The following is a 17,792-nucleotide window of genomic DNA, read 5'->3' on the forward strand; positions in this document are numbered from 1 at the left end:
ATTATGAAAAACACGACAACTTTAGCTTTAACCACCTTACTTGTCGGTTCTATCAGTTTAAATGTGGCCGCCGCACAGGATTGGAAAGACGATGCCAAAGATGCTTGGATCGATGGCAAGGCCGAAACGACTTTGTTGCTCAATACTAACCTCAACTCCTTTGACATTATGACCGACGTGAAAAACGGCCATGTCACCTTAACCGGTCAAGTGGAGAGCAGTGTCGATAAGGCGCTCGCCGCTGAGCTCATCAAAAGCTTAGATGGGGTAAAAGGGGTCGATAACAAATTAACCGTGATGAATGAAGACGAAGGCACCAGTGAGGTGGTGAAGACCCTAACCGACTCTAAGGTTGCAACAGTCGTGAAAACCCGTCTGTTGTTCTCGACCGACGTATCGGGCACCCAAATTAATGTCGACGTTGCCGATGGCGTAGTGACCTTGCAGGGTGAAGTGGCTAGCGATGCAGAGCGTCAATTAGCCCTGACCATTGCCAAAAATACCGATGATGTGAAAAAGGTCGTCGATAAAATCAAAGTCAAAACCTCATAATGGTCCTGACATGCAGCCCTTGCTAATTCAGCGCTTGCCAATTCAACGCTTGATATTAGTCACTCGGGCAAAAACCACAAAACCAGCTTCGGCTGGTTTTGTTTTATCGGCGCGATGTCATGTTAATCATGCCTTAGGCTTCGGCTTCCTGTTCGATGCAGAAGCTAAACTCATAAAAATGTTGTCCATTTTCGATGCTTATCGCCATAGTGCCATATAGCCCCACGAGCTCACCCGCGCCTGAATGGGGGACAACCTCAAGGTGTAATCGGTTTTGACCATCGGTCATAATGCCAAAATGTTGCAGCACAAAACTGCCCTGTCTGCCGCACAGTTTTCCCACGACTTGCTCAATCGCCACGTAACCCGCAGAGCCTTTTACCGCTGTCATAGCACTGAGCATTTCGCCTTGGCTGCGAGCTTCTAGCTCACCATAAAAGGTTTTATCTAAGGTCATTCTGCCCAAGTTCACGCCGCCCACACCTGTGGCATAGGCATTCTCGGGATTGAGCTTAACATCAAATTTGCCCGTGACTTTGGTCATTTCCATGACACGCTCCTTGTTTTAATTTTATGTTTTATGCCAAAACCTTAGCTTTCCCAGCCGCTAAGTGAAATAAATACCTCAGCCGTAGCTGAGGTAAAATTAACTTAGCATAAGCCCAGATATAAACCTAATTCAGTGCTTTGATTTCCGACTCACTCACACCGACTTCAAGGGTTTTAGCCACATTCGGCTCCTCTGCCATAGGTTGACCAGCCGCCCTATCGCGATAGGTGATAGCAACTTTAAATGGGGCTTCAAAGGGATACACGGGTTCAATACTATCGACTTCGATGCGATCGCCAATAAACACACTACCTAAGTGCTGTAATCGATTTTGGCCATAATCTAAGCTGAATAAACCGAGGTACACAAATACCCCCGAACCTTGATTTTTGACAATAAAAGGCGCCACAAAGGGCATGGTTTGCTGCTTAGGATCATCCTGCAATGGCACATCGCTTTGGGTATCGGGTTCTAATGCTGGATCAAAATTAAGCGGTGTGATCCGCATATAATCTAGCAATACCCTGCCCTTTTCATCACCTTGTTGATAATCCCCCAGCGCAAATTCCGTTTGCTTGATTTTAATAAAGTGCGTCAACACCACGGGCAGTTGGCTATCGGGCAGCTTAACTTCAAAGGGATTGGCCGTATTTAAGCTAAAGAGTTTCAGCATCACCTCGGAGGCGTTCGCCACCGGTTTGACCTCACTTGGCACCACTGATTCGATGGCATCTTCATTGGAAGATAATGCCGTCTCTTTGGCTTTTGCCTTAGCATCGGCCTGCGCCATGGCCTCATCGTATTGCAGCACTTGGCCATCTTCCATGACCATGTAGATATCATCATTGGTCATATCAAAACGATAAATGCCCGCGGCAAGAATACTGAGCACAAGGACAGTCGCCGCTATCGTTAATTTAACAAACATACTCATTTTTTCCCCCAATATCCTAGTCGCGGCATGTTTCACTCTTATGATAAAAACCGCCTTGCTGATAGCATCAAAAAATTGCTCTTCCTACAAGGTCAAAGCCGCTTATTTTTGCTTTTAGTCAGCACAAGTTCAGCAAGTTAACCCATGCTGACATATATATGATTTAGACTTTTCATTCCCGTTCCCAATCGGGCTATAATTCTGTCCGTAAAATGCATCAATCCCATAAAAATATTGCCGAGCTTTTAAGGATTTTATCGCCAATGACCAATGCATCGACCAGCCCTTTTGCTGTGTTAAACCAAACCACTGCAAACTCGTTTAATGAACAGAAAAACTTGATAAAACGGGTATTTAAAGGTAAGCCTGTGCAATGTCCAAGCTGTAATCAAACCCTCAAAGTCATCTTGCCGGAGACAGCTAAAGCCGAGCAGGCAGCAGGTATTTTCTGCCCCAAAGGCTGTACCGATATCGAGCTAGACATGGAGGCCGTAGCAGGTATCTAAGCCTTCCTTTTGGACGAGTGCAATTGTCCACGAAAATAATGGCGGTAATACCCCACGAGATTACTGCCAATAAACAGCAGTTCCATCAATACCGCCACAGGCGAGCCAATTAAGATATTGTGGCACAACCAAAAACTGGTGCCGACTATCATCAATAAGCGCAGATTTTTATCCGCCTGACAAAAGGCTGCGCGGGTTTGAAACAGCGTTCCAATACAACTTATCACGCTCACAAGCCCGCTGTAGGTCAAGCCGCTCATCAGCACCGCAGCCCCACTAAAACCCCACATGGCCTTTTTAGACGTCGTAAAAATACTGGTGAGGTAACGCACACTGGCAATCCCCATTAGCCCTGCGGCAGTCCATTGTGCCAATAAGCAAAAATGGATGGAGATTAAGATTCCCGAGACGAATAAGCAGGCGACGATGCGCTCACGCGACTTAAATTGAAACGAGATCAAATCGAAAACGATGGCAATCGCCACCAATAGTTGCGACAGGGTAAAAGCACTCAAGATAGGCTCCTTTAGGGTTCGATATCGGCCTATGAAATAAGCCAATACATTCCGCTATGACTCAGACTGATAGCCGAGGAGCATGCAGGGGATGACCAAAAAGCGCATTAACTTAAGTTAATTGGATGGCTGTTTATACTGAATCTTGCAAACGTCTACGGATCCGCGACAGGCTAATCGCAGTAATGCCAATATAATTAGCCAGTTGGGCATGGGTTAAACGTTCAACCCAGAGGGGAAAATGCTCGAGTAAATGTAAGTAACGTTGCTCTGGTGTGTTAAGCAGCAAAAAGGCTTCTTTTTGTTCTTTATACAATAATTGCTGTTTGAGTAGTGCAAGTTGTACTCGCTGCATCGATGGCTCGTTTAACACGGCAAGTGGCATTTGTACTAACCGACAAGCACTGACGGTTTCTAGCTGATAGGGCGCAATATCCTGCTTTAACCAACTGCGATATAAGAAACAAAGCTCACCTTCGAAGTAAAACTCCTTGCAGCGCTCACTGCCCTCTTGGGTATAGTGACAAGCGCGCACTATGCCATCCACCACAAAATAGGCAAAGGGTTGACGCTCGCCTTGGGGTAACAAGCACTCGCCAGGTTGATATGAAAGCGCCCTTGCTTGTGTAAGTAGCGACGCTAAATGCTCAGGCTCTGCCCCTAAAGCGAGCAAATATTGCCAAAGGGGGTTGATTGCCCACTCACTAGTCGCCTGATGAGCCGATGCAGAGGGCGCCGTCATTGCATTACTGGCTTTGCCATTCACATTCGACCAAGGGCGCTTGGTTTGGCGCATCCTTTAGGCCTAAGGCCACCTTAAATACCCGATTCGGTGGAATGATGCCGACGCCTTTCGGGGTGCCTGTCATCACAATGTCGCCGTCTTCCAAGGTAGTAAAGCGTTGTAATTCTTCTAGAATCGTCTGCGGGTTATAGATCATTAACTCAATATGGCCCGCTTGGGTTAACGCCCCGTCGATCGTCAAGCTAAATTCAAATGCCGCGCTGGCATCATCGATAGCAACAAAGGGACTAAAGAGCGCCGCGCCATCGAAGGCTTTGGCCTTTTCCCAGGGTAATCCCTTGGCTTTCAGTTTGCTTTGCAGCTCTCGCTTAGTGAGATCCAGCCCGACCCCAACATGGCTAAAACGCCCCTGCTGATAGATAAAACACAGCTCAGTTTCATAGTGCAGCGCTTCGCCTAAATGCTCAGCATGCAGCACAGTGCTAATCGCCGAGTTGGGCTTGAAAAACACCACCATATCTTCGGGAATGTCATTACCCAGCTCGTGGATATGGTCGACATAATTACGCCCAATACAAAGAATTTTACTCGGGCAAATCTGTTTATTACCGACGTTAACAGTCTTCATTTGACTCCTCATTGGGCTATTGGCTGTAAAGCTATGGCACAGTTAATATCAGGCGTATTCCATTAAAAATTCATCGAGTTGTTCGTTGGCGATTTCAATTTCATCCCCCTCGAACTGCGCAATGTGGAACATGCCCTCACCTTCGTTGGTCACAGGTATATTGCTGATCCCAATGATAATGCCATCGGTGGGGGCGCGAATGGCTACGCTATCGCCCCCATGCGGACTCACAATATGGGCGATGATATACCCCTTATTGACCCGCTGCCCGAGTTTAAGCTTCATATTCACTAAACCATCGGACTCACTGCGAACCCAATAACTGCGTATTGCACTCACGCTGGCGACCTTGTTACTGACTCGCCCCTTGAGCATACCAAGGCTGCGCATCACATTGAGTACGCCCTTAAGACCCGACTTAATCGCCAGTTCACTAAAGCGCAGCGCCTCGCCCGCCTCATACAAAATACAGGGAATACCCTGCTGATTCGCATAGCCACGCATCGACACGCTACGCGCCTTGGAGTGCATGATAAGTGGCGCGCCGAAGGCATTGGCCATGGCTAACATGGTTGCATCACTGGTATCGCAGCGGATCTGCGGTAAGTTATCTCTATGAATAGCACCCGTATGTAAATCAATCACATGGGTTGCGTGCACTAATAATTGGGTAGCAAAAAGGTTGGCTAAACGGCTCGCCAGCGCACCTTTGCTCGAGCCGGGGAAACAACGATTGAGGTCACGCCTATCGGGGAGATAACGGGATTGTTGAATAAAACCAAACACATTGACTATAGGCACCACAATCAGGGTGCCGGCTAAATTCTTAGGATTGACGCGTCCAAGCAAGCGCCGACAGATCTCAATGCCATTGAGCTCATCGCCATGGATGGCGGCGCAGACTAACAGTGTCGGGCCAGGTTTAAGGCCATGGAACACTTCCACGTGAATATCGAGTTGGGTATCGGTATAGAGTTTAGCGGCGGGAAGTTTTATCCCCATTTGCGTGCCCGCAATGACTCGCTTGCCTTCAATTTCAAACGCTTCGCGTTTTTTTACCATAGTCACTCCCTGATGCTATCCCTAAGACGCCATACAACACTTTGTCTCTCATCCCCAGAAACTGGGTCAATTAACGTTCAAAGTGAGCAAGCCAAGTCTTTAAAATCTGCTGCAATATTGCGCGCTCGGCGCTAGGCACCCCAGCCAATAACGCGCTTTGGCATTGAATATGTTTGGGCAGCGCCGCATCAATCAACGCCTTGCCTTCGGTGGTGAGCGACACATGCACGGCGCGGCGGTCTTCCTTACTGTGCTCACGGGCAATCAGCCCTTTATTTTCAAGCCGGTCTAAGCGACTGGTCATAGCGCCAGAGCTTAACATCATGCTCTGATACAGCTGCGAAGGCGATAGCATATAAGGCTCGCCCGAACGTCTGAGGGTCGCGAGCACATCAAACTCCCCCTGACCTAAGCCAAATTCGCCGTGACACAGGGCGATAGCGTTTTCCATATATTTAGTCAGGCGCGCGATGCGCCCTAACACCGCCATTGGCACTAGATCCTCTGTCACCCCTTGAGCCAGCCACTGCCCAAGGATGTTATCTAATCCATCTTTAGCGGAAGTCGACTGTTGTTTTGCATCGGGTGATTGCGAGTCGTTTACCATAGCTTTATCTCTATATAAAGATTCTTCACATGCCTCACATTTTATCGCCTAATTAAACGATTTGTATATGCGCAGGCTTTTCGTGGAGAGATAAGATTGCATTCTGCATAAAAAAACCGCCCAATTAATACAAATTGGGCGGTTCAGTGTTCAAACAAGCTTTAGTGGTAGTGACTTACGACTTCTTCACAAAGCAGGTCAGGATCACGATGCGAGTGCCATTCACACGGCCTTCGATATGCTCTGGATTGTTGGTCAACGAGATATTGCGAACCGCGGTGCCGCGTTTTGCCACAAAGCTGGTGCCTTTAACGTTGAGATCTTTAATGATAACAACGGTATCGCCAGCGTTCAGTACAGCACCGTTGCTGTCTAAGGTCGGTGGTGTATCATCGCTCGCGGCAGCCGCTTCGGCATCGCCCCAAGCGCGTAAATCTTCTTCCAGATACAGCATATCCAGTAAATCCTGCGCCCAGCTTTCGCTGCTTAGGCGTTTCAGCATGCGATATGACATCACTTGAACCGCCGGGACTTGGCTCCACATGCTGTCGTTCAGACAACGCCAGTGGTTCATGTCCATGGTATCCGGCGCTGCGATTTGGCTGCTGCAATTTTCACAAATCATGATCTCGTTTTCATGACCATCGGAAGCCGGTAAGTCATAAATAGAGAGTTCGACGTCACTTGCGCAGAGTTCACATTTGCCGCCACAGCGAGTTAGCAATTCATTTTCAGTCATTTTTTCTGTCTACATGCGTAATAAAACGCGGATTATGCCATAAATTGGCTTTTCACGGCAGGGGGGAAGGCAAGATAACCCTATTTTTTATATGAGTTATCTGTTTACCCATCCTTGAAATTGCCATTTAATCCTTAAAATTCATAAGCTAAACTGAGTCTGATATCTCGCCCCGGCGCAGGGATGCCATCCGACAGAAACGGCGTCACTTGCTGGTTCGTCAGATTTTTTGCCATTAAGCGCACGCTTAGCCCTTTGAGTGTTTCTTGAGGCTCGTAGGCTAAATATATATTTTGTAAGAAGTAATTCTCACTTGGGGACTCAGCATTAAAGATATCCCCCTGAGGCACTTTATCCTGCGCATCGTACCAAGTACCTTGCCAAGCGACTGAAATGTCATCGGTAATGTACATGCCCACACGCAGGCGAATATCCAGCGGCGCAATGTTAGCAAGGTATTCATCCTCGCCTTGGCTGTCTCTGAGCGATCCCCGATGCTCGCCCTGTAACCAAGAAACGACTAAGTCACTGAAGAAATCCTGATAACGGTACTGGGACTCGAGATCGGTACCGTAGATCTCATAGCCGTCAAGATTGGTGTAACCACTTTGAATCGCTTGATTTGGGTCGGACTTTGCCCCGCGGCGCTGGGCAATATCATCCCGCCCCAAGTTAGCAAAGAGGGTCACTTGGGTTGAAAGCGTATCTTGGGCGGCAAAAAGATGGGTTTGCTGCGTCATCAAGCCCAGTTTAAAGGCGTGCAGACGCTCAACATCAATATCTCGACTCGTGCCAGTAATGCTCGCCTTGGCGTATTGCACCGCATAGATTTCATCGACCACTGGCGCCTGTAAACTGTAGGCGTAATCGAAATTCACTCGAGTATTAGCAGTTAACTGGTAGTCGATACCCAATCGCGGTGAAAAGCCCGAATGGTGGGTCGAACTGTAGTCGTGCCCTGCCGCGATATCGTTGTAATCGGGGGCAATGTTGGGGCGACCAATGCTATAGATAAAGTCATACCGTAGCGAGGGGGTGATGGTGAGTTCATCCGTCACACTAATCGCATCGCGTAAATACACTGCATAGGTATCCTGACGTCCTTCGGGCTGATAGTAAGGGGTGTACCAACCGTAGTTTTTCTCAGGATTTTTCTCATAACTTTTATTAAAGACCATTGAATCCCTATCGAGGCTACGGAACTGCAACCCTGTGGTGATCTCATGATCCCCAACAATACTTAAGTTGTTGATGTCAATGTAGTCACGCTTGTAATCCAGCCAAGATTCATGGCCGAAGTTGCCGACGGAGACAGTCATCTTCTCCCACGCAATTGGCGGCCTGATCCAATGGCGCGCATTCGCCGAATGGGAAATCACAATCTGGGTATCAATTAAAGGATTATTCGGTGAATAGCGATAATTCGCCGACCAAGTATTGTCTTCATAGGTGTTGTAGGCCGTGGTGGCATAGAGCGCCTGCTCATAGGAACCATATTTACGGATGTTGTAGTCAGAAATCGCGGGCATAGGACCGCGGCGATTGGCCCAAGGCTTACGGCCTTCGTCGAGGTAATGGGTCAGGCTCAACATAAATTGATGATCGCCCTGCTCATAATCCAGTTTGCCGAGGTAATTATTTTGCTCATAACCTGAATATTCAAATTCATCACCATTAGCGAGCGTCACATCCCCCGCATCACGACGAGTGACGTGCAACAAGCCTGAAAGTTGTCGATTCGCTCGGCCATAAAGGGTTCCAGTGTAACTTTTGGCGTCGTTATTGCTGGCGTAACTGGTTTTAACTCTTGCTCCAACACTTTGATTGTAATTTAAAAAATCATCTGCAGATTTTGTGACTACATACATGGAGCCACCAAAGCCGCCGTTACCCGAACGGACATCGTGGGCCCCTTTAATCACTTCGACTCGCTTGATTAAATCGGGATCTAAGAAGAACGAACCATAGCGATACTGCTCAAATCCCACGGGGGCGTTATCGACATAAATATTAAAATCTTCGGTTTCGCCAAATCCCCATAGGTTAATGCGCTCACCACCACTGCGAGTCCCGCCATCAACATGGGCACCGGCCATATCATCGATGACTTCGGCAAATGTGGTCGCTTGCATCTCTTCAATTTGCTCCATCGAGATGATCGCCTCACCCGGCTTAGTCATAGTGGTCGCTCGGCGATATTGCTGGCCATGTACTTGTAATATCTCGATGGGCTCGACCTTAGGTGCTCCCAATACCTCCTTGGCATTGAGTGGCAACGCAGGTAATACCGTCAAACCCGCACAACCCATCATTATTGTCGCTATCCTGCTCTTAGGTTGATATCCCATCTCCCCATCCCCTGTTACCTAGTGTAAAAAATAGGGCGGCATTATAGGCATCAAAGTTAAAGATGAGAATTATTCTCACCTAACTTTACATGTAAATCGCAACCTGATAGTCACTACAGAGAAATGCTCGAAGAATTTGCAATATCCACGCGCATTTGTTCAACTCGCACTAGCCTGTTTTGATTAACGATCGGAATTCCAGTCTCAAGCACCTCAAAGGTTTTATGGACATGACTAAGCTAACTGCACAACCCCAAACCGAGTTGGCATTTACGGCCGCCAGCTTAGATTTTCTCAAACAGCTGGCGCTCAATAACTCCCGCGACTGGTTTAAAGCCCATCAGGAAGAATATGAAAATAAGGTCAGAACCCCTGCACTGCGTTTTATCGAGCAAATTCAGCCTGATATTGTTGCTATTTCCCCAAGATTAACGGCGGTTGCCAAAAAAGTCGGTGGTAGCTTAATGCGTCCGCAGCGCGATAGCCGTTTTAGCAACGACAAGACGCCCTACAAGACCAATGTGGGGATCCAGTTTCGGCATTTTCAGGGTAAAGATGTGCATGCACCTGGGCTGTATTTGCACATTGCCGAGGATGGATGTTTTATTGCCGCTGGTATTTGGCATCCCGAATCCAAGGTGCTGAATGCGATTCGGACTTGTATCGATGAAAACCCCAACGGCTATAAAAAGGCGCTGCACACCATAAGCAGTCAAGGCTTTGTGATGGATGGTGATAGTTTGACGCGCCCGCCAAAGGGATTCGATAAACATCACCCAATGCTGGACGAGCTCAAACGTAAGGACTTTATCGCGCTAAAGCCAATTCCCTTCGAGCGACTCTGCCAAGCCGATGCTGCCCGCTATTGCGCCGAACAATTCGCCCACTGTAGCCAATTGATGGCCTACTTGTGCTTTGCTCTCGAGTTGGACTTTTAAGTTTCTGTATAAGTGGTTGCGTAAGTTTTTACAGTTGACGAGACCAAGCATTGACTTGGTCTCATGCTTATCGGTTTAGCCTACACCCTATTTCACATCGACGGGCTTTAGGGGCGTCAACGCGAGACTCTTAAGGTATTCACTTAATACCTCAAATGCGTTATCCAACAGGGCGTATTCCTTCGCCTTGCCTAACACTCTAATCCCTTGTAATTGAAGTACTAAAAATGCCGCGAGCGACTCAGGCTGAACCGATTGAGACAACTCACCCTGTCGCTGGCTGTAGCCTAATACATCGGCGAAATTACTCTGTAACTGGGCAAATAAGCGCTGGCACTCCTGCTGCACGCAGTCATCGTCGAGGCATTTTTCCATCACCGCATTCTGCATAAAGCAGCCGTATTCTTGCTCGCGCTGCAAGGCCACAAATCGTGCTAAATAGGTCAAGATTTCACTCAGCCCAGCCTGTGCGTGCAGGATTTGCTCCTTCGCGCCGAAGGAATAGTGGTCGAGATAAAAGCGCAGGGATTCGCGATACAAACTCTGCTTATCGCCAAAACTGTTATACAAGCTGAAACGATTAATCCCTAAGTGTTCGACCAGATCGGCAATCGAGGTCTCGGCAAATCCCTTTCGCCAAAACAGCTCCATCGCCTGAACGAGCTTTTCTTGTCTATCAAAATTACAACTGCGTGCCATGGTCCAAACCTACATTGATGCCTACATTAAACGGAATATCATAGGGCAAAAACATTCTTGACTGACCGTTTAGATATGGCGTAAATTCTATCCTAACCGATCGTTCCGTTAAAGCCCTATTTGACCAAACTTACAGATTAATAGAAGGAAAGAGCATGAAGCTTTATGAATTAGCCCCAACGCCAAGCGCAAGACGCGTGAGTATTTTCCTCGCAGAAAAAGGCATCGACATTCCACGTGTGAGTGTGGACATTCGCGGCGGTGAAAACCTTAACCCTGAATTCAAAGCCAAAAGTGTCAACGGCCGCATTCCCCTGCTCGAACTCGATGATGGCAACCATATCTGTGAGTCCGTCGCTATTTGCCGTTATCTCGACGAGCTCTATCCGAGTGACACTTCCTTATTTGGCAACACGCCGCTGGAGCGCGCTAAAGTGGAAATGTGGCAACGTATCATTGAGTTACAAGGTTTTACCGCGGGTTTTCAAGCCTTTAGAAATCTAACGGGTATCTACAAAGACAGGGAAAATTGTGTCGAAGCCTGGGGCGCAGAATCACGCCAACGGGTCATTGACTTCCTGCCGACCTTAGACCAACAATTAGCCAAATCAAGCTATGTGGCGAGCGATAACTTTACGATTGCCGATATTTCTGCATACGTTTTTATTAGCTTTATTAAAAACTTAGGTATTCTAGTGGATGACACCTTGCCCCACATTCAGGCATGGTTTGCGACAGTGGCCCAGCGCCCTGCAATAGTGTCGCTTACCCCAAAAAACTGACAGCGATGCCCTATTGGGTACCCAAGTTAAGCATTAACCAGTTAAGACTTAAGGGATAACTATGATTGATTTATATACCGCCGCGACCCCGAACGGTTTTAAAATTTCCATCGCGCTCGAAGAAATGGGTCTCGACTACCGAGTGCATAAGCTAGATTTCAACACTAACGAACAGAAACAGCCTGAGTTTCTCGCCATTAACCCTAATGGCCGTATTCCAGCCATTATCGACCGAGATAACCAGGACTTTGTGGTGTTCGAGTCCGGCGCAATTCTTCTGTATCTGGCGGAAAAAACAGGTAAGTTTTTGCCAGCGGATCCTAAAAAGCGCTCACAGGTCATTCAATGGCTCATGTTCCAAATGAGCGGTGTTGGCCCAATGATGGGTCAAGCTAACGTGTTTTACCGTTACTTCCCCGAAAAAATCCCCGCGGCCATTGAACGTTATCAAAAAGAAGGTCGACGTTTGTTTGAGGTAATGAATACCCAGTTAGCCAAACATCAATATCTGGCCGGTGATGAATACACCATTGCCGATATCGCGACTTGGCCTTGGGTTCGCATCCATGAATGGAGCGGCATCAATATGGAAGGACTCACTCACTTACAGCGTTGGTTAGACGAGCTAGCCCTGCGCCCCGCTTGCCAAAAAGGCATAGTGACACCTCCGCCTTCGGTCTTAAGTGACGAAGAGCGTGCAAAACAAATCCAGAAGATGGTGACTAAGTAGGTCATCCTATCCTCTCGCGCATTCGTTTTCCCCATCAAGCCCCAACTCAGCATTGGGGCTTTTTTACTGCTAGCGATACGTAAAACTGCTACACTCTGCGCCACTTATTGATTTGCTTGGCCATATTCATCCCTACGGCTGGATGTCACTCGGCCGAGCCCCTTTTCAGGCTAACTTTATGGGCAATCCAAACGGCTTATCATCAGCAATCATGGCATCAACAGTGAATATCGAACCGCAAACCCTCGCGCAAAAACGCGGTTTAAGTTATGCCAATACCATTAAGTTATTGTTCGACGAGATTTTAAATACCAAGCAACCCGCCGACCGAGTGCTCGCGAACTACTTTAGGGAACATAAAAAGCACGGTTCTAAGGATCGCAAAGTGATCCGCGAATCCTTATTTAGCCTGTTCCGTTGGTGGGGCTGGTTTAAAGCCACGGGCGATCATCAACAGGCGCCCCAATTTTTTGCCATGCTCAGTGCGAGCGCCTTAATCGAAGCCCATCCGTGGCAAGATATCGCCCAAGCCTGGCATGAGCTCGCCCAATCGCCAGTTGATTATCAACAACTTCAATCCCTTAGCGTTAACAGCTTAACGGATAAGTTGGCACTGGTACGGCAGCAATTTCCCGAAGTGTCCTTCGAACTCACAGATTTATTACCCGAATGGTTTTGGCAGGTCTGCCCGATTGCCCCAGAGTTGCGTCCAAATCTCATCGAAGCCATGTCTAGCCGCCCACCGATTTGGGGACGCGCGCAGGGAATAGATAGCCAATCGGCAGTCAAACAACTGCAAGCGCTAGAGATAGATGCGAGCCTCAGCCCCTATTTTGCAGATGCCATTAACCTTGGCACTAAGAGCATGAATCTCAATGAAATATCACTCTATAAAGAGGGCAAAATTGAGATCCAGGATCTAGCCTCACAAGTGATAGGTCAAATTTGTGCACCAGAGCCCTGGCAACACTGGTGGGATGCCTGCAGTGGCGCAGGCGGAAAAACCTTGCAATTGCGATCACTGATGCAAACGGCCGCGACTAAGCAAAACCCATTAGTAGGCTCAATTGTCTCATCAGATATTCGCGCCCACGCCTTAGAAGAACTCAGCAAACGTGCCCAGCGGGCAAGATTTGATGGCATCAGCATTGCGCGCTGGCGCAGTGATGCACTGCCGGTCGATGCCAACCATTTTGATGGGGTTTTAGTCGACGCGCCCTGTAGCTGCACGGGCACCTGGCGCCGTAATCCCGATATGCGCTGGCTCGACAGCCTCGATGCCGTCACAGATAAAGCAGCACTCCAACTGGATATTTTAAGCCGCAGCAGTAAGGCGGTAAAACAGGGCGGAAGCTTAGTCTATGCTACTTGCTCATTGTCGCCTGTAGAAAATGAGCAAGTGGTTTGCGCCTTTTTACAACAACATCCCGAGTTCAGCCTAGTGCCAATCCGCCACCCCTTTACCGGCGAACAAACAGAAATGTTGACCGTGTGGCCCTTCGAAGCCAACACAGATGGAATGTTTGTGGCGCGTATGCAACACAAGCAGTAGCACTAACTCCTTATTTTTTATCAGAACTTGGCACTCATATTCTGAGTGCCATTCTTTTTACCTCCACCCAATATGAATGCGCTTTTTATCTTATTCATTTAATAATCATCAAGATAAACCCTAGATTGCGGCGTAAAATCGCCAACCCAATTCCATCGAGACGTATCCCCCCTTCTTGGACAAAACTTTTCACCATCAGTGATTAAATATTTCGCTTTAGCTTAATCTCGCCTTTGGGTAAAAAGATCGAGTGCTGAGAATGGCACAGGTATTTTTGGAATTTTGACCATGTCACACTCCTATGAATTTGACGACGATGATGCGCCATGGGGCGATAACGTCAAAGGTAAGCAAAAAAACAAACGCGTAAAACAACGTCGCAGGGACACTAAGCGCCGTTATTCAGATGATGCAGAGGTGGATTTCTATCAGCATAAATCGAAGTAACCGATAAACTACCCGTTTGCCTTAGCAAATTCGCGCTTTAATAAGCCAGTCAAATCCGAGCAAGTTGGATAACCTCCAACTTGCTAGTTAGCCCAAGCGTTTCCCCTCTTATCTGTTTTGATTCAATTGTAAAATCAATAGGCTAATGAGCCGATTTACCCTATGCTCTTTAGGGTTTATTTACGCCCTTTGTTGACCAAACCACCTGACACATCTTGACGGGTTTAAAGGATGATCCCATGGAAAAACAACGCCCCGATTTTATCTATCCCCCTGGCAGTATGTTAATGCACTCGCCCTTAGTGTTGAATAAAGCCGATATGTACGGTTTTTTTCTCAAGGGAAAACTCGCCAATCTGCAGCGCTCCATCGATAAAACGCTCAACCAAGTTGCCGGAAGCGTCATGTACTTTAAAGTGCTGTCGCCCTATGTACTGACAACCTTTACCCAAATCGAGAAAGCCTATTCAGAGCACCCGACCGACAGGGCCAAAGGTTGGATCCAAGAAACCGACATCATCACTTGGGTCATGGTCGGTCGCCAAGACAATAGCAACAGCGCATCCATCAGCCATGTGTATTTTCAGCCGCTGCACATTTGGGTAAATGATGCGATGGCCCTGATCAATGGCCGCGAGTTGTTCGGTTATCCCAAGTATTTGTGTGAATACACTATGCCCGCGGTCGGGGAGCCATTAACTCGCCTCTCCTTGGCAACAAAGAGCTTCTTACACTTTAGCCCTGACACTGAACTTGCCATGCACCCGCTGATTGAGGTGAATTGCAATGCTAAGCCCGAGGCGCAGCTCACCACGCTAGAAGCCATAGCCCAAACCTGGCAGCTCTTTAAAGAACAAACGGATTTTATTCCAGAGCTGGATAAGCTAGGTGAGGAGCAACTGTTTCACTTGCTGTTTAAGCCCGCTATCGACCAAGTGTTTTTAAAGCAGTTTCCGGATGCGTCAGGCCAAAAAGCGGTTTATCAGGCGATTACGGCGGCGCCCGCACAGGTCAACAAAGTGCACAGTGTTGCCCTGCTGGAAAATGACTTTGTCGCCACCATTTTTGATAATGCCAGTTTCCCACTCAAAGAGACCCTAGGCGTCGAGGTTGGCGAGCAGCATGTATTACTGCCCTACCATGTGAACTTTGACTTTGAAGTACCACCTGGCGAAGTGCTGGTCGATAACTCTGAAATCAAAAAACAAAAAATTGCCATTCTCGGCGGAGGTGTCGCCGCCATGACCGCCGCCTGTTATCTCACCGACAGACCCGGTTGGCAGAACCAATATGAAATTGATGTTTATCAATTAGGCTGGCGAATCGGCGGCAAGGGCGCAAGTGGCCGTAATGCCGCTATGGGACAACGGATTGAAGAGCATGGCCTGCATATCTGGTTTGGTTTTTACCAGAATGCCTGCGCCTTGATGCGTAAAGCCTATGAAGAATTAGACCGCCCGCCCGAAGCGCCACTGGCGACCTTCTTCGATGCCTTTAAACCCCATAATTTTATTGTGCTTCAGGAAGAAATTAATGGCCGCTCCGTTAGCTGGCCAATCACCTTCCCCACACTCCCAGGGATCCCTGGAGATGGCACCGAAACCTTAACCTTCTGGAAGGTAGTTAAGGCCGCCTTTGCTTGGATAAAAAAATGGCTAAAGGACATGGACTCCCTGCTGGAAGCCGATGAAAAAGCCATGGCGACACCGAAAAACTGGCTCGATATCAGCTGGTTTGAACGGCTGAAGGATAAGTTAGAGGATTCGGTCGATGATGCGATGGAATCCCTAGACGCCCTAGGTGACAAGCTCGAATGCCATTTTAATCAAATGATTGGCCGCGAATGCGATGAGCATGTTCACAGCGAGAGTGACGATGGTTTGGTCGAATCAGCCGTCGATGCCCTGCACCAAAGGTTGGTTAAGCGCTTTAGCGACCATTTAGACACTAACGATGAGTTACGCCATTTGTATATTGCCGTCGACTTAGGCTTAAGCATCTTAAAAGGAATGTTTGCCGATGATGTGTTTGAAAAGGGCTTCGATGCCATCAACGACTATGATTACCGCGAATGGCTAACTAAACACGGCGCCAGCCAACAATACACGGTCGACAGCGCGCCGGTACGCGGTTTTTATGATCTGGTGTTTGCCTACGAAAAAGGCAACTTCGACAAACCCAATGTCGAAGCGGGGACTATCATCCGCTCCATGTTGCGTATCGCCCTGTGTTATCAAGGCGGAGTTATGTGGAAAATGCAGGCGGGTATGGGCGATGTGGTCTTTACCCCCTACTATGAAGTGCTGAAACGGCGCGGCGTTAATTTCCACTTCTTCAATCGGGTTGATAATTTAGAATGTCGCGACAACAGCATTCAAGCGATTGAAATCACTGAGCAAGTCGCACTGGCACCGTCGGTTAAAGACTACAATCCACTCGTGGATGTCAAAGGCTTAGCCTGCTGGCCCAGCACGCCCAATTACGACCAGCTAGAGCCTGATCAAGCCGCATTGCTAAAAGCCCATGATATTAATCTTGAGCACTTCTGGAGCGATTGGGACAATCTGTACGAGGCGCAATTTGGTCAGGCACTACCGAAAAAACGTCTGCAAAAAGGCGTGGACTTCGACAAAGTGATTTTTGGTCTGTCATTAGGATCGGTCCCCCATGTGGCGAGCGAGGTTATGGCGCAGAGTCCGGCGCTCAAAACCTGTGTCGATAAAGTGCAGACAGTCGCAACCCAAGCCTATCAACTGTTGATGAATCAAGATCTTAATGGTATAGGTTGGCCCAATTATTCAGAGGATGACGAACAGCCCGTCTTATCAGGCTTTACCGAGCCCTTCGATACGTGGGCATCGATGGACCAATTGCTCGATAAAGAAGACTGGCGGGGCATAGAGCCAAAAAATGCCAGCTATTTCTGCTCGGCGTTGCCTGTGGATGCTTATCCTCCGCGCACGGATATTGGTTTTCAACAGCGCAAAACCGCCGAAGCCAAGGCTGGCGCCATCAATCAACTCAATACGGAAATTCATAAGCTGTGGCAGCAGGTTGGCGACAGCTTCCCCTGGGAATGGTTGCACGATGAACAGCAGCGCCAAGGCGAGGCGCGATTCGATAGTCAATATTGGCGCGCCAATGTGGATCCTTCCGAGCGTTATGTCTTGTCAGTGAAAGGCAGCTCTCAATATCGGATCACCACGGATGGTACAGGTATCGACAATCTGTATATGACGGGAGATTGGATTAAAACCGGGCTCAACGCTGGTTGTGTGGAGGCAGCAACGATGGCGGGTATGCATACTGCCAAAGCCATCTGCGGACATCCGGCCATTATCAAAGGCGAAAAGGACTTCGCCTAAATGCCAAGGGGCTGCATTATGCAGCCCCTTTTTTATCCAACTATTTGTATGTGTTGTATGTGTTCAAATTTAAAGAGGCGCTCGATTAAATGG

General features: G+C 48.1%; 18 protein-coding genes. 8 read left to right on the plus strand and 10 right to left on the minus strand.

The features are described from left to right. Window positions 1-3 precede the first annotated feature (3 nt). Window positions 4-552, plus strand: coding sequence for a BON domain-containing protein (locus N7386_RS14910; protein ID WP_133180769.1), 549 nt, complete (start codon window positions 4-6; stop codon window positions 550-552). A 133-nt stretch (window positions 553-685) separates the two neighbouring features. On the opposite strand, the gene N7386_RS14915 is transcribed toward N7386_RS14910, so the two are convergent. Beyond that, window positions 686-1,102 carry a DUF3224 domain-containing protein gene (locus tag N7386_RS14915; RefSeq protein WP_279769423.1) on the minus strand — a complete coding sequence of 139 codons (417 nt, stop codon included), beginning with the start codon at window positions 1,100-1,102 and terminating at the stop codon, window positions 686-688. A gap of 124 nt (window positions 1,103-1,226) precedes the next feature. Next, the gene (locus N7386_RS14920) at window positions 1,227-2,036 is read right to left on the minus strand and encodes a hypothetical protein (RefSeq protein ID WP_279769425.1); all 810 of its coding nucleotides are present in this window, start codon (window positions 2,034-2,036) and stop codon (window positions 1,227-1,229) included. 263 nt (window positions 2,037-2,299) lie between these two features. On the opposite strand from N7386_RS14920, the gene N7386_RS14925 reads away from it, so the two are divergent. Then, entirely contained in the window at window positions 2,300-2,542 is a 243-nt protein-coding gene (locus tag N7386_RS14925; RefSeq protein ID WP_023265783.1) for a hypothetical protein, read from the plus strand. Here the strand turns inward: N7386_RS14925 and N7386_RS14930 are convergent. The 7 genes from N7386_RS14930 to N7386_RS14960 form a co-directional block, all read right to left on the minus strand. Beyond that, window positions 2,539-3,057, minus strand: coding sequence for a YgjV family protein (locus N7386_RS14930; protein WP_279769430.1), 519 nt, complete (start codon window positions 3,055-3,057; stop codon window positions 2,539-2,541). The genes N7386_RS14925 and N7386_RS14930 overlap by 4 nt on opposite strands. A gap of 133 nt (window positions 3,058-3,190) precedes the next feature. Beyond that, window positions 3,191-3,799, minus strand: coding sequence for a Crp/Fnr family transcriptional regulator (locus N7386_RS14935; protein WP_126513225.1), 609 nt, complete (start codon window positions 3,797-3,799; stop codon window positions 3,191-3,193). A gap of 4 nt (window positions 3,800-3,803) precedes the next feature. After that, entirely contained in the window at window positions 3,804-4,430 is a 627-nt protein-coding gene (locus N7386_RS14940) for a fumarylacetoacetate hydrolase family protein (RefSeq protein ID WP_126511629.1), read from the minus strand. Between the two features lie 48 nt (window positions 4,431-4,478). Next, the gene (locus N7386_RS14945) at window positions 4,479-5,492 is read right to left on the minus strand and encodes a succinylglutamate desuccinylase/aspartoacylase family protein (protein ID WP_086902337.1); all 1,014 of its coding nucleotides are present in this window, start codon (window positions 5,490-5,492) and stop codon (window positions 4,479-4,481) included. A gap of 70 nt (window positions 5,493-5,562) precedes the next feature. After that, window positions 5,563-6,099: a MarR family transcriptional regulator gene (locus N7386_RS14950; protein ID WP_126511630.1), complete on the minus strand. Its 537-nt coding sequence runs from the start codon at window positions 6,097-6,099 to the stop codon at window positions 5,563-5,565. A gap of 175 nt (window positions 6,100-6,274) precedes the next feature. Next, window positions 6,275-6,838 carry an alkylphosphonate utilization protein gene (locus tag N7386_RS14955; RefSeq protein WP_011626751.1) on the minus strand — a complete coding sequence of 188 codons (564 nt, stop codon included), beginning with the start codon at window positions 6,836-6,838 and terminating at the stop codon, window positions 6,275-6,277. A 134-nt stretch (window positions 6,839-6,972) separates the two neighbouring features. Then, window positions 6,973-9,186 carry a TonB-dependent receptor gene (locus N7386_RS14960; protein WP_126511631.1) on the minus strand — a complete coding sequence of 738 codons (2,214 nt, stop codon included), beginning with the start codon at window positions 9,184-9,186 and terminating at the stop codon, window positions 6,973-6,975. 230 nt (window positions 9,187-9,416) lie between these two features. On the opposite strand from N7386_RS14960, the gene N7386_RS14965 reads away from it, so the two are divergent. After that, the gene (locus N7386_RS14965) at window positions 9,417-10,124 is read left to right on the plus strand and encodes a DUF2461 domain-containing protein (RefSeq protein WP_126511632.1); all 708 of its coding nucleotides are present in this window, start codon (window positions 9,417-9,419) and stop codon (window positions 10,122-10,124) included. Window positions 10,125-10,211: 87 nt separating this feature from the next. Here N7386_RS14965 and N7386_RS14970 read toward each other — a convergent pair whose 3' ends face one another. Continuing rightward, window positions 10,212-10,823 carry a TetR/AcrR family transcriptional regulator gene (locus N7386_RS14970; RefSeq protein WP_089067368.1) on the minus strand — a complete coding sequence of 204 codons (612 nt, stop codon included), beginning with the start codon at window positions 10,821-10,823 and terminating at the stop codon, window positions 10,212-10,214. 155 nt (window positions 10,824-10,978) lie between these two features. Between N7386_RS14970 and N7386_RS14975 the strand changes: the two genes are divergently transcribed. The 5 genes from N7386_RS14975 to N7386_RS14995 all read left to right on the plus strand — a co-directional run bounded on the left by N7386_RS14975 (window position 10,979) and on the right by N7386_RS14995 (window position 17,699). Then, on the plus strand, window positions 10,979-11,605 hold the full coding sequence (locus N7386_RS14975; RefSeq protein WP_279769440.1) for a glutathione S-transferase: 627 nt from the start codon (window positions 10,979-10,981) through the stop codon (window positions 11,603-11,605). Between the two features lie 61 nt (window positions 11,606-11,666). Further along, entirely contained in the window at window positions 11,667-12,335 is a 669-nt protein-coding gene (locus N7386_RS14980; protein ID WP_220053519.1) for a glutathione binding-like protein, read from the plus strand. Between the two features lie 178 nt (window positions 12,336-12,513). Continuing rightward, window positions 12,514-13,887, plus strand: coding sequence for an RsmB/NOP family class I SAM-dependent RNA methyltransferase (locus N7386_RS14985; protein ID WP_279769449.1), 1,374 nt, complete (start codon window positions 12,514-12,516; stop codon window positions 13,885-13,887). A gap of 288 nt (window positions 13,888-14,175) precedes the next feature. Next, window positions 14,176-14,334, plus strand: coding sequence for a hypothetical protein (locus N7386_RS14990; RefSeq protein WP_011626757.1), 159 nt, complete (start codon window positions 14,176-14,178; stop codon window positions 14,332-14,334). A gap of 239 nt (window positions 14,335-14,573) precedes the next feature. Further along, window positions 14,574-17,699 carry an NAD(P)-binding protein gene (locus N7386_RS14995; RefSeq protein ID WP_086902331.1) on the plus strand — a complete coding sequence of 1,042 codons (3,126 nt, stop codon included), beginning with the start codon at window positions 14,574-14,576 and terminating at the stop codon, window positions 17,697-17,699. The last annotated feature ends 93 nt before the right edge of the window (window positions 17,700-17,792 follow it).

Source organism: Shewanella sp. GD04112 (genome assembly GCF_029835735.1).
Classification (GTDB): Bacteria; Pseudomonadota; Gammaproteobacteria; order Enterobacterales; family Shewanellaceae; genus Shewanella.

What these genes read in the sequence shown, in the direction of transcription:
- N7386_RS14950 (WP_126511630.1), bottom strand. Translation starts at nt 6,099, where the DNA reads ATGGTAAACGACTCGCAATCACCCGATGCAAAACAACAGTCGACTTCC.
- N7386_RS14955 (WP_011626751.1), bottom strand. Translation starts at nt 6,838, where the DNA reads ATGACTGAAAATGAATTGCTAACTCGCTGTGGCGGCAAATGTGAACTC.
- N7386_RS14960 (WP_126511631.1), bottom strand. Translation starts at nt 9,186, where the DNA reads ATGGGATATCAACCTAAGAGCAGGATAGCGACAATAATGATGGGTTGT.
- N7386_RS14925 (WP_023265783.1), top strand. Translation starts at nt 2,300, where the DNA reads ATGACCAATGCATCGACCAGCCCTTTTGCTGTGTTAAACCAAACCACT.
- N7386_RS14915 (WP_279769423.1), bottom strand. Translation starts at nt 1,102, where the DNA reads ATGGAAATGACCAAAGTCACGGGCAAATTTGATGTTAAGCTCAATCCC.
- N7386_RS14910 (WP_133180769.1), top strand. Translation starts at nt 4, where the DNA reads ATGAAAAACACGACAACTTTAGCTTTAACCACCTTACTTGTCGGTTCT.
- N7386_RS14970 (WP_089067368.1), bottom strand. Translation starts at nt 10,823, where the DNA reads ATGGCACGCAGTTGTAATTTTGATAGACAAGAAAAGCTCGTTCAGGCG.
- N7386_RS14975 (WP_279769440.1), top strand. Translation starts at nt 10,979, where the DNA reads ATGAAGCTTTATGAATTAGCCCCAACGCCAAGCGCAAGACGCGTGAGT.
- N7386_RS14920 (WP_279769425.1), bottom strand. Translation starts at nt 2,036, where the DNA reads ATGAGTATGTTTGTTAAATTAACGATAGCGGCGACTGTCCTTGTGCTC.
- N7386_RS14985 (WP_279769449.1), top strand. Translation starts at nt 12,514, where the DNA reads ATGGGCAATCCAAACGGCTTATCATCAGCAATCATGGCATCAACAGTG.
- N7386_RS14980 (WP_220053519.1), top strand. Translation starts at nt 11,667, where the DNA reads ATGATTGATTTATATACCGCCGCGACCCCGAACGGTTTTAAAATTTCC.
- N7386_RS14945 (WP_086902337.1), bottom strand. Translation starts at nt 5,492, where the DNA reads ATGGTAAAAAAACGCGAAGCGTTTGAAATTGAAGGCAAGCGAGTCATT.
- N7386_RS14990 (WP_011626757.1), top strand. Translation starts at nt 14,176, where the DNA reads ATGTCACACTCCTATGAATTTGACGACGATGATGCGCCATGGGGCGAT.
- N7386_RS14995 (WP_086902331.1), top strand. Translation starts at nt 14,574, where the DNA reads ATGGAAAAACAACGCCCCGATTTTATCTATCCCCCTGGCAGTATGTTA.
- N7386_RS14940 (WP_126511629.1), bottom strand. Translation starts at nt 4,430, where the DNA reads ATGAAGACTGTTAACGTCGGTAATAAACAGATTTGCCCGAGTAAAATT.
- N7386_RS14965 (WP_126511632.1), top strand. Translation starts at nt 9,417, where the DNA reads ATGACTAAGCTAACTGCACAACCCCAAACCGAGTTGGCATTTACGGCC.
- N7386_RS14935 (WP_126513225.1), bottom strand. Translation starts at nt 3,799, where the DNA reads ATGACGGCGCCCTCTGCATCGGCTCATCAGGCGACTAGTGAGTGGGCA.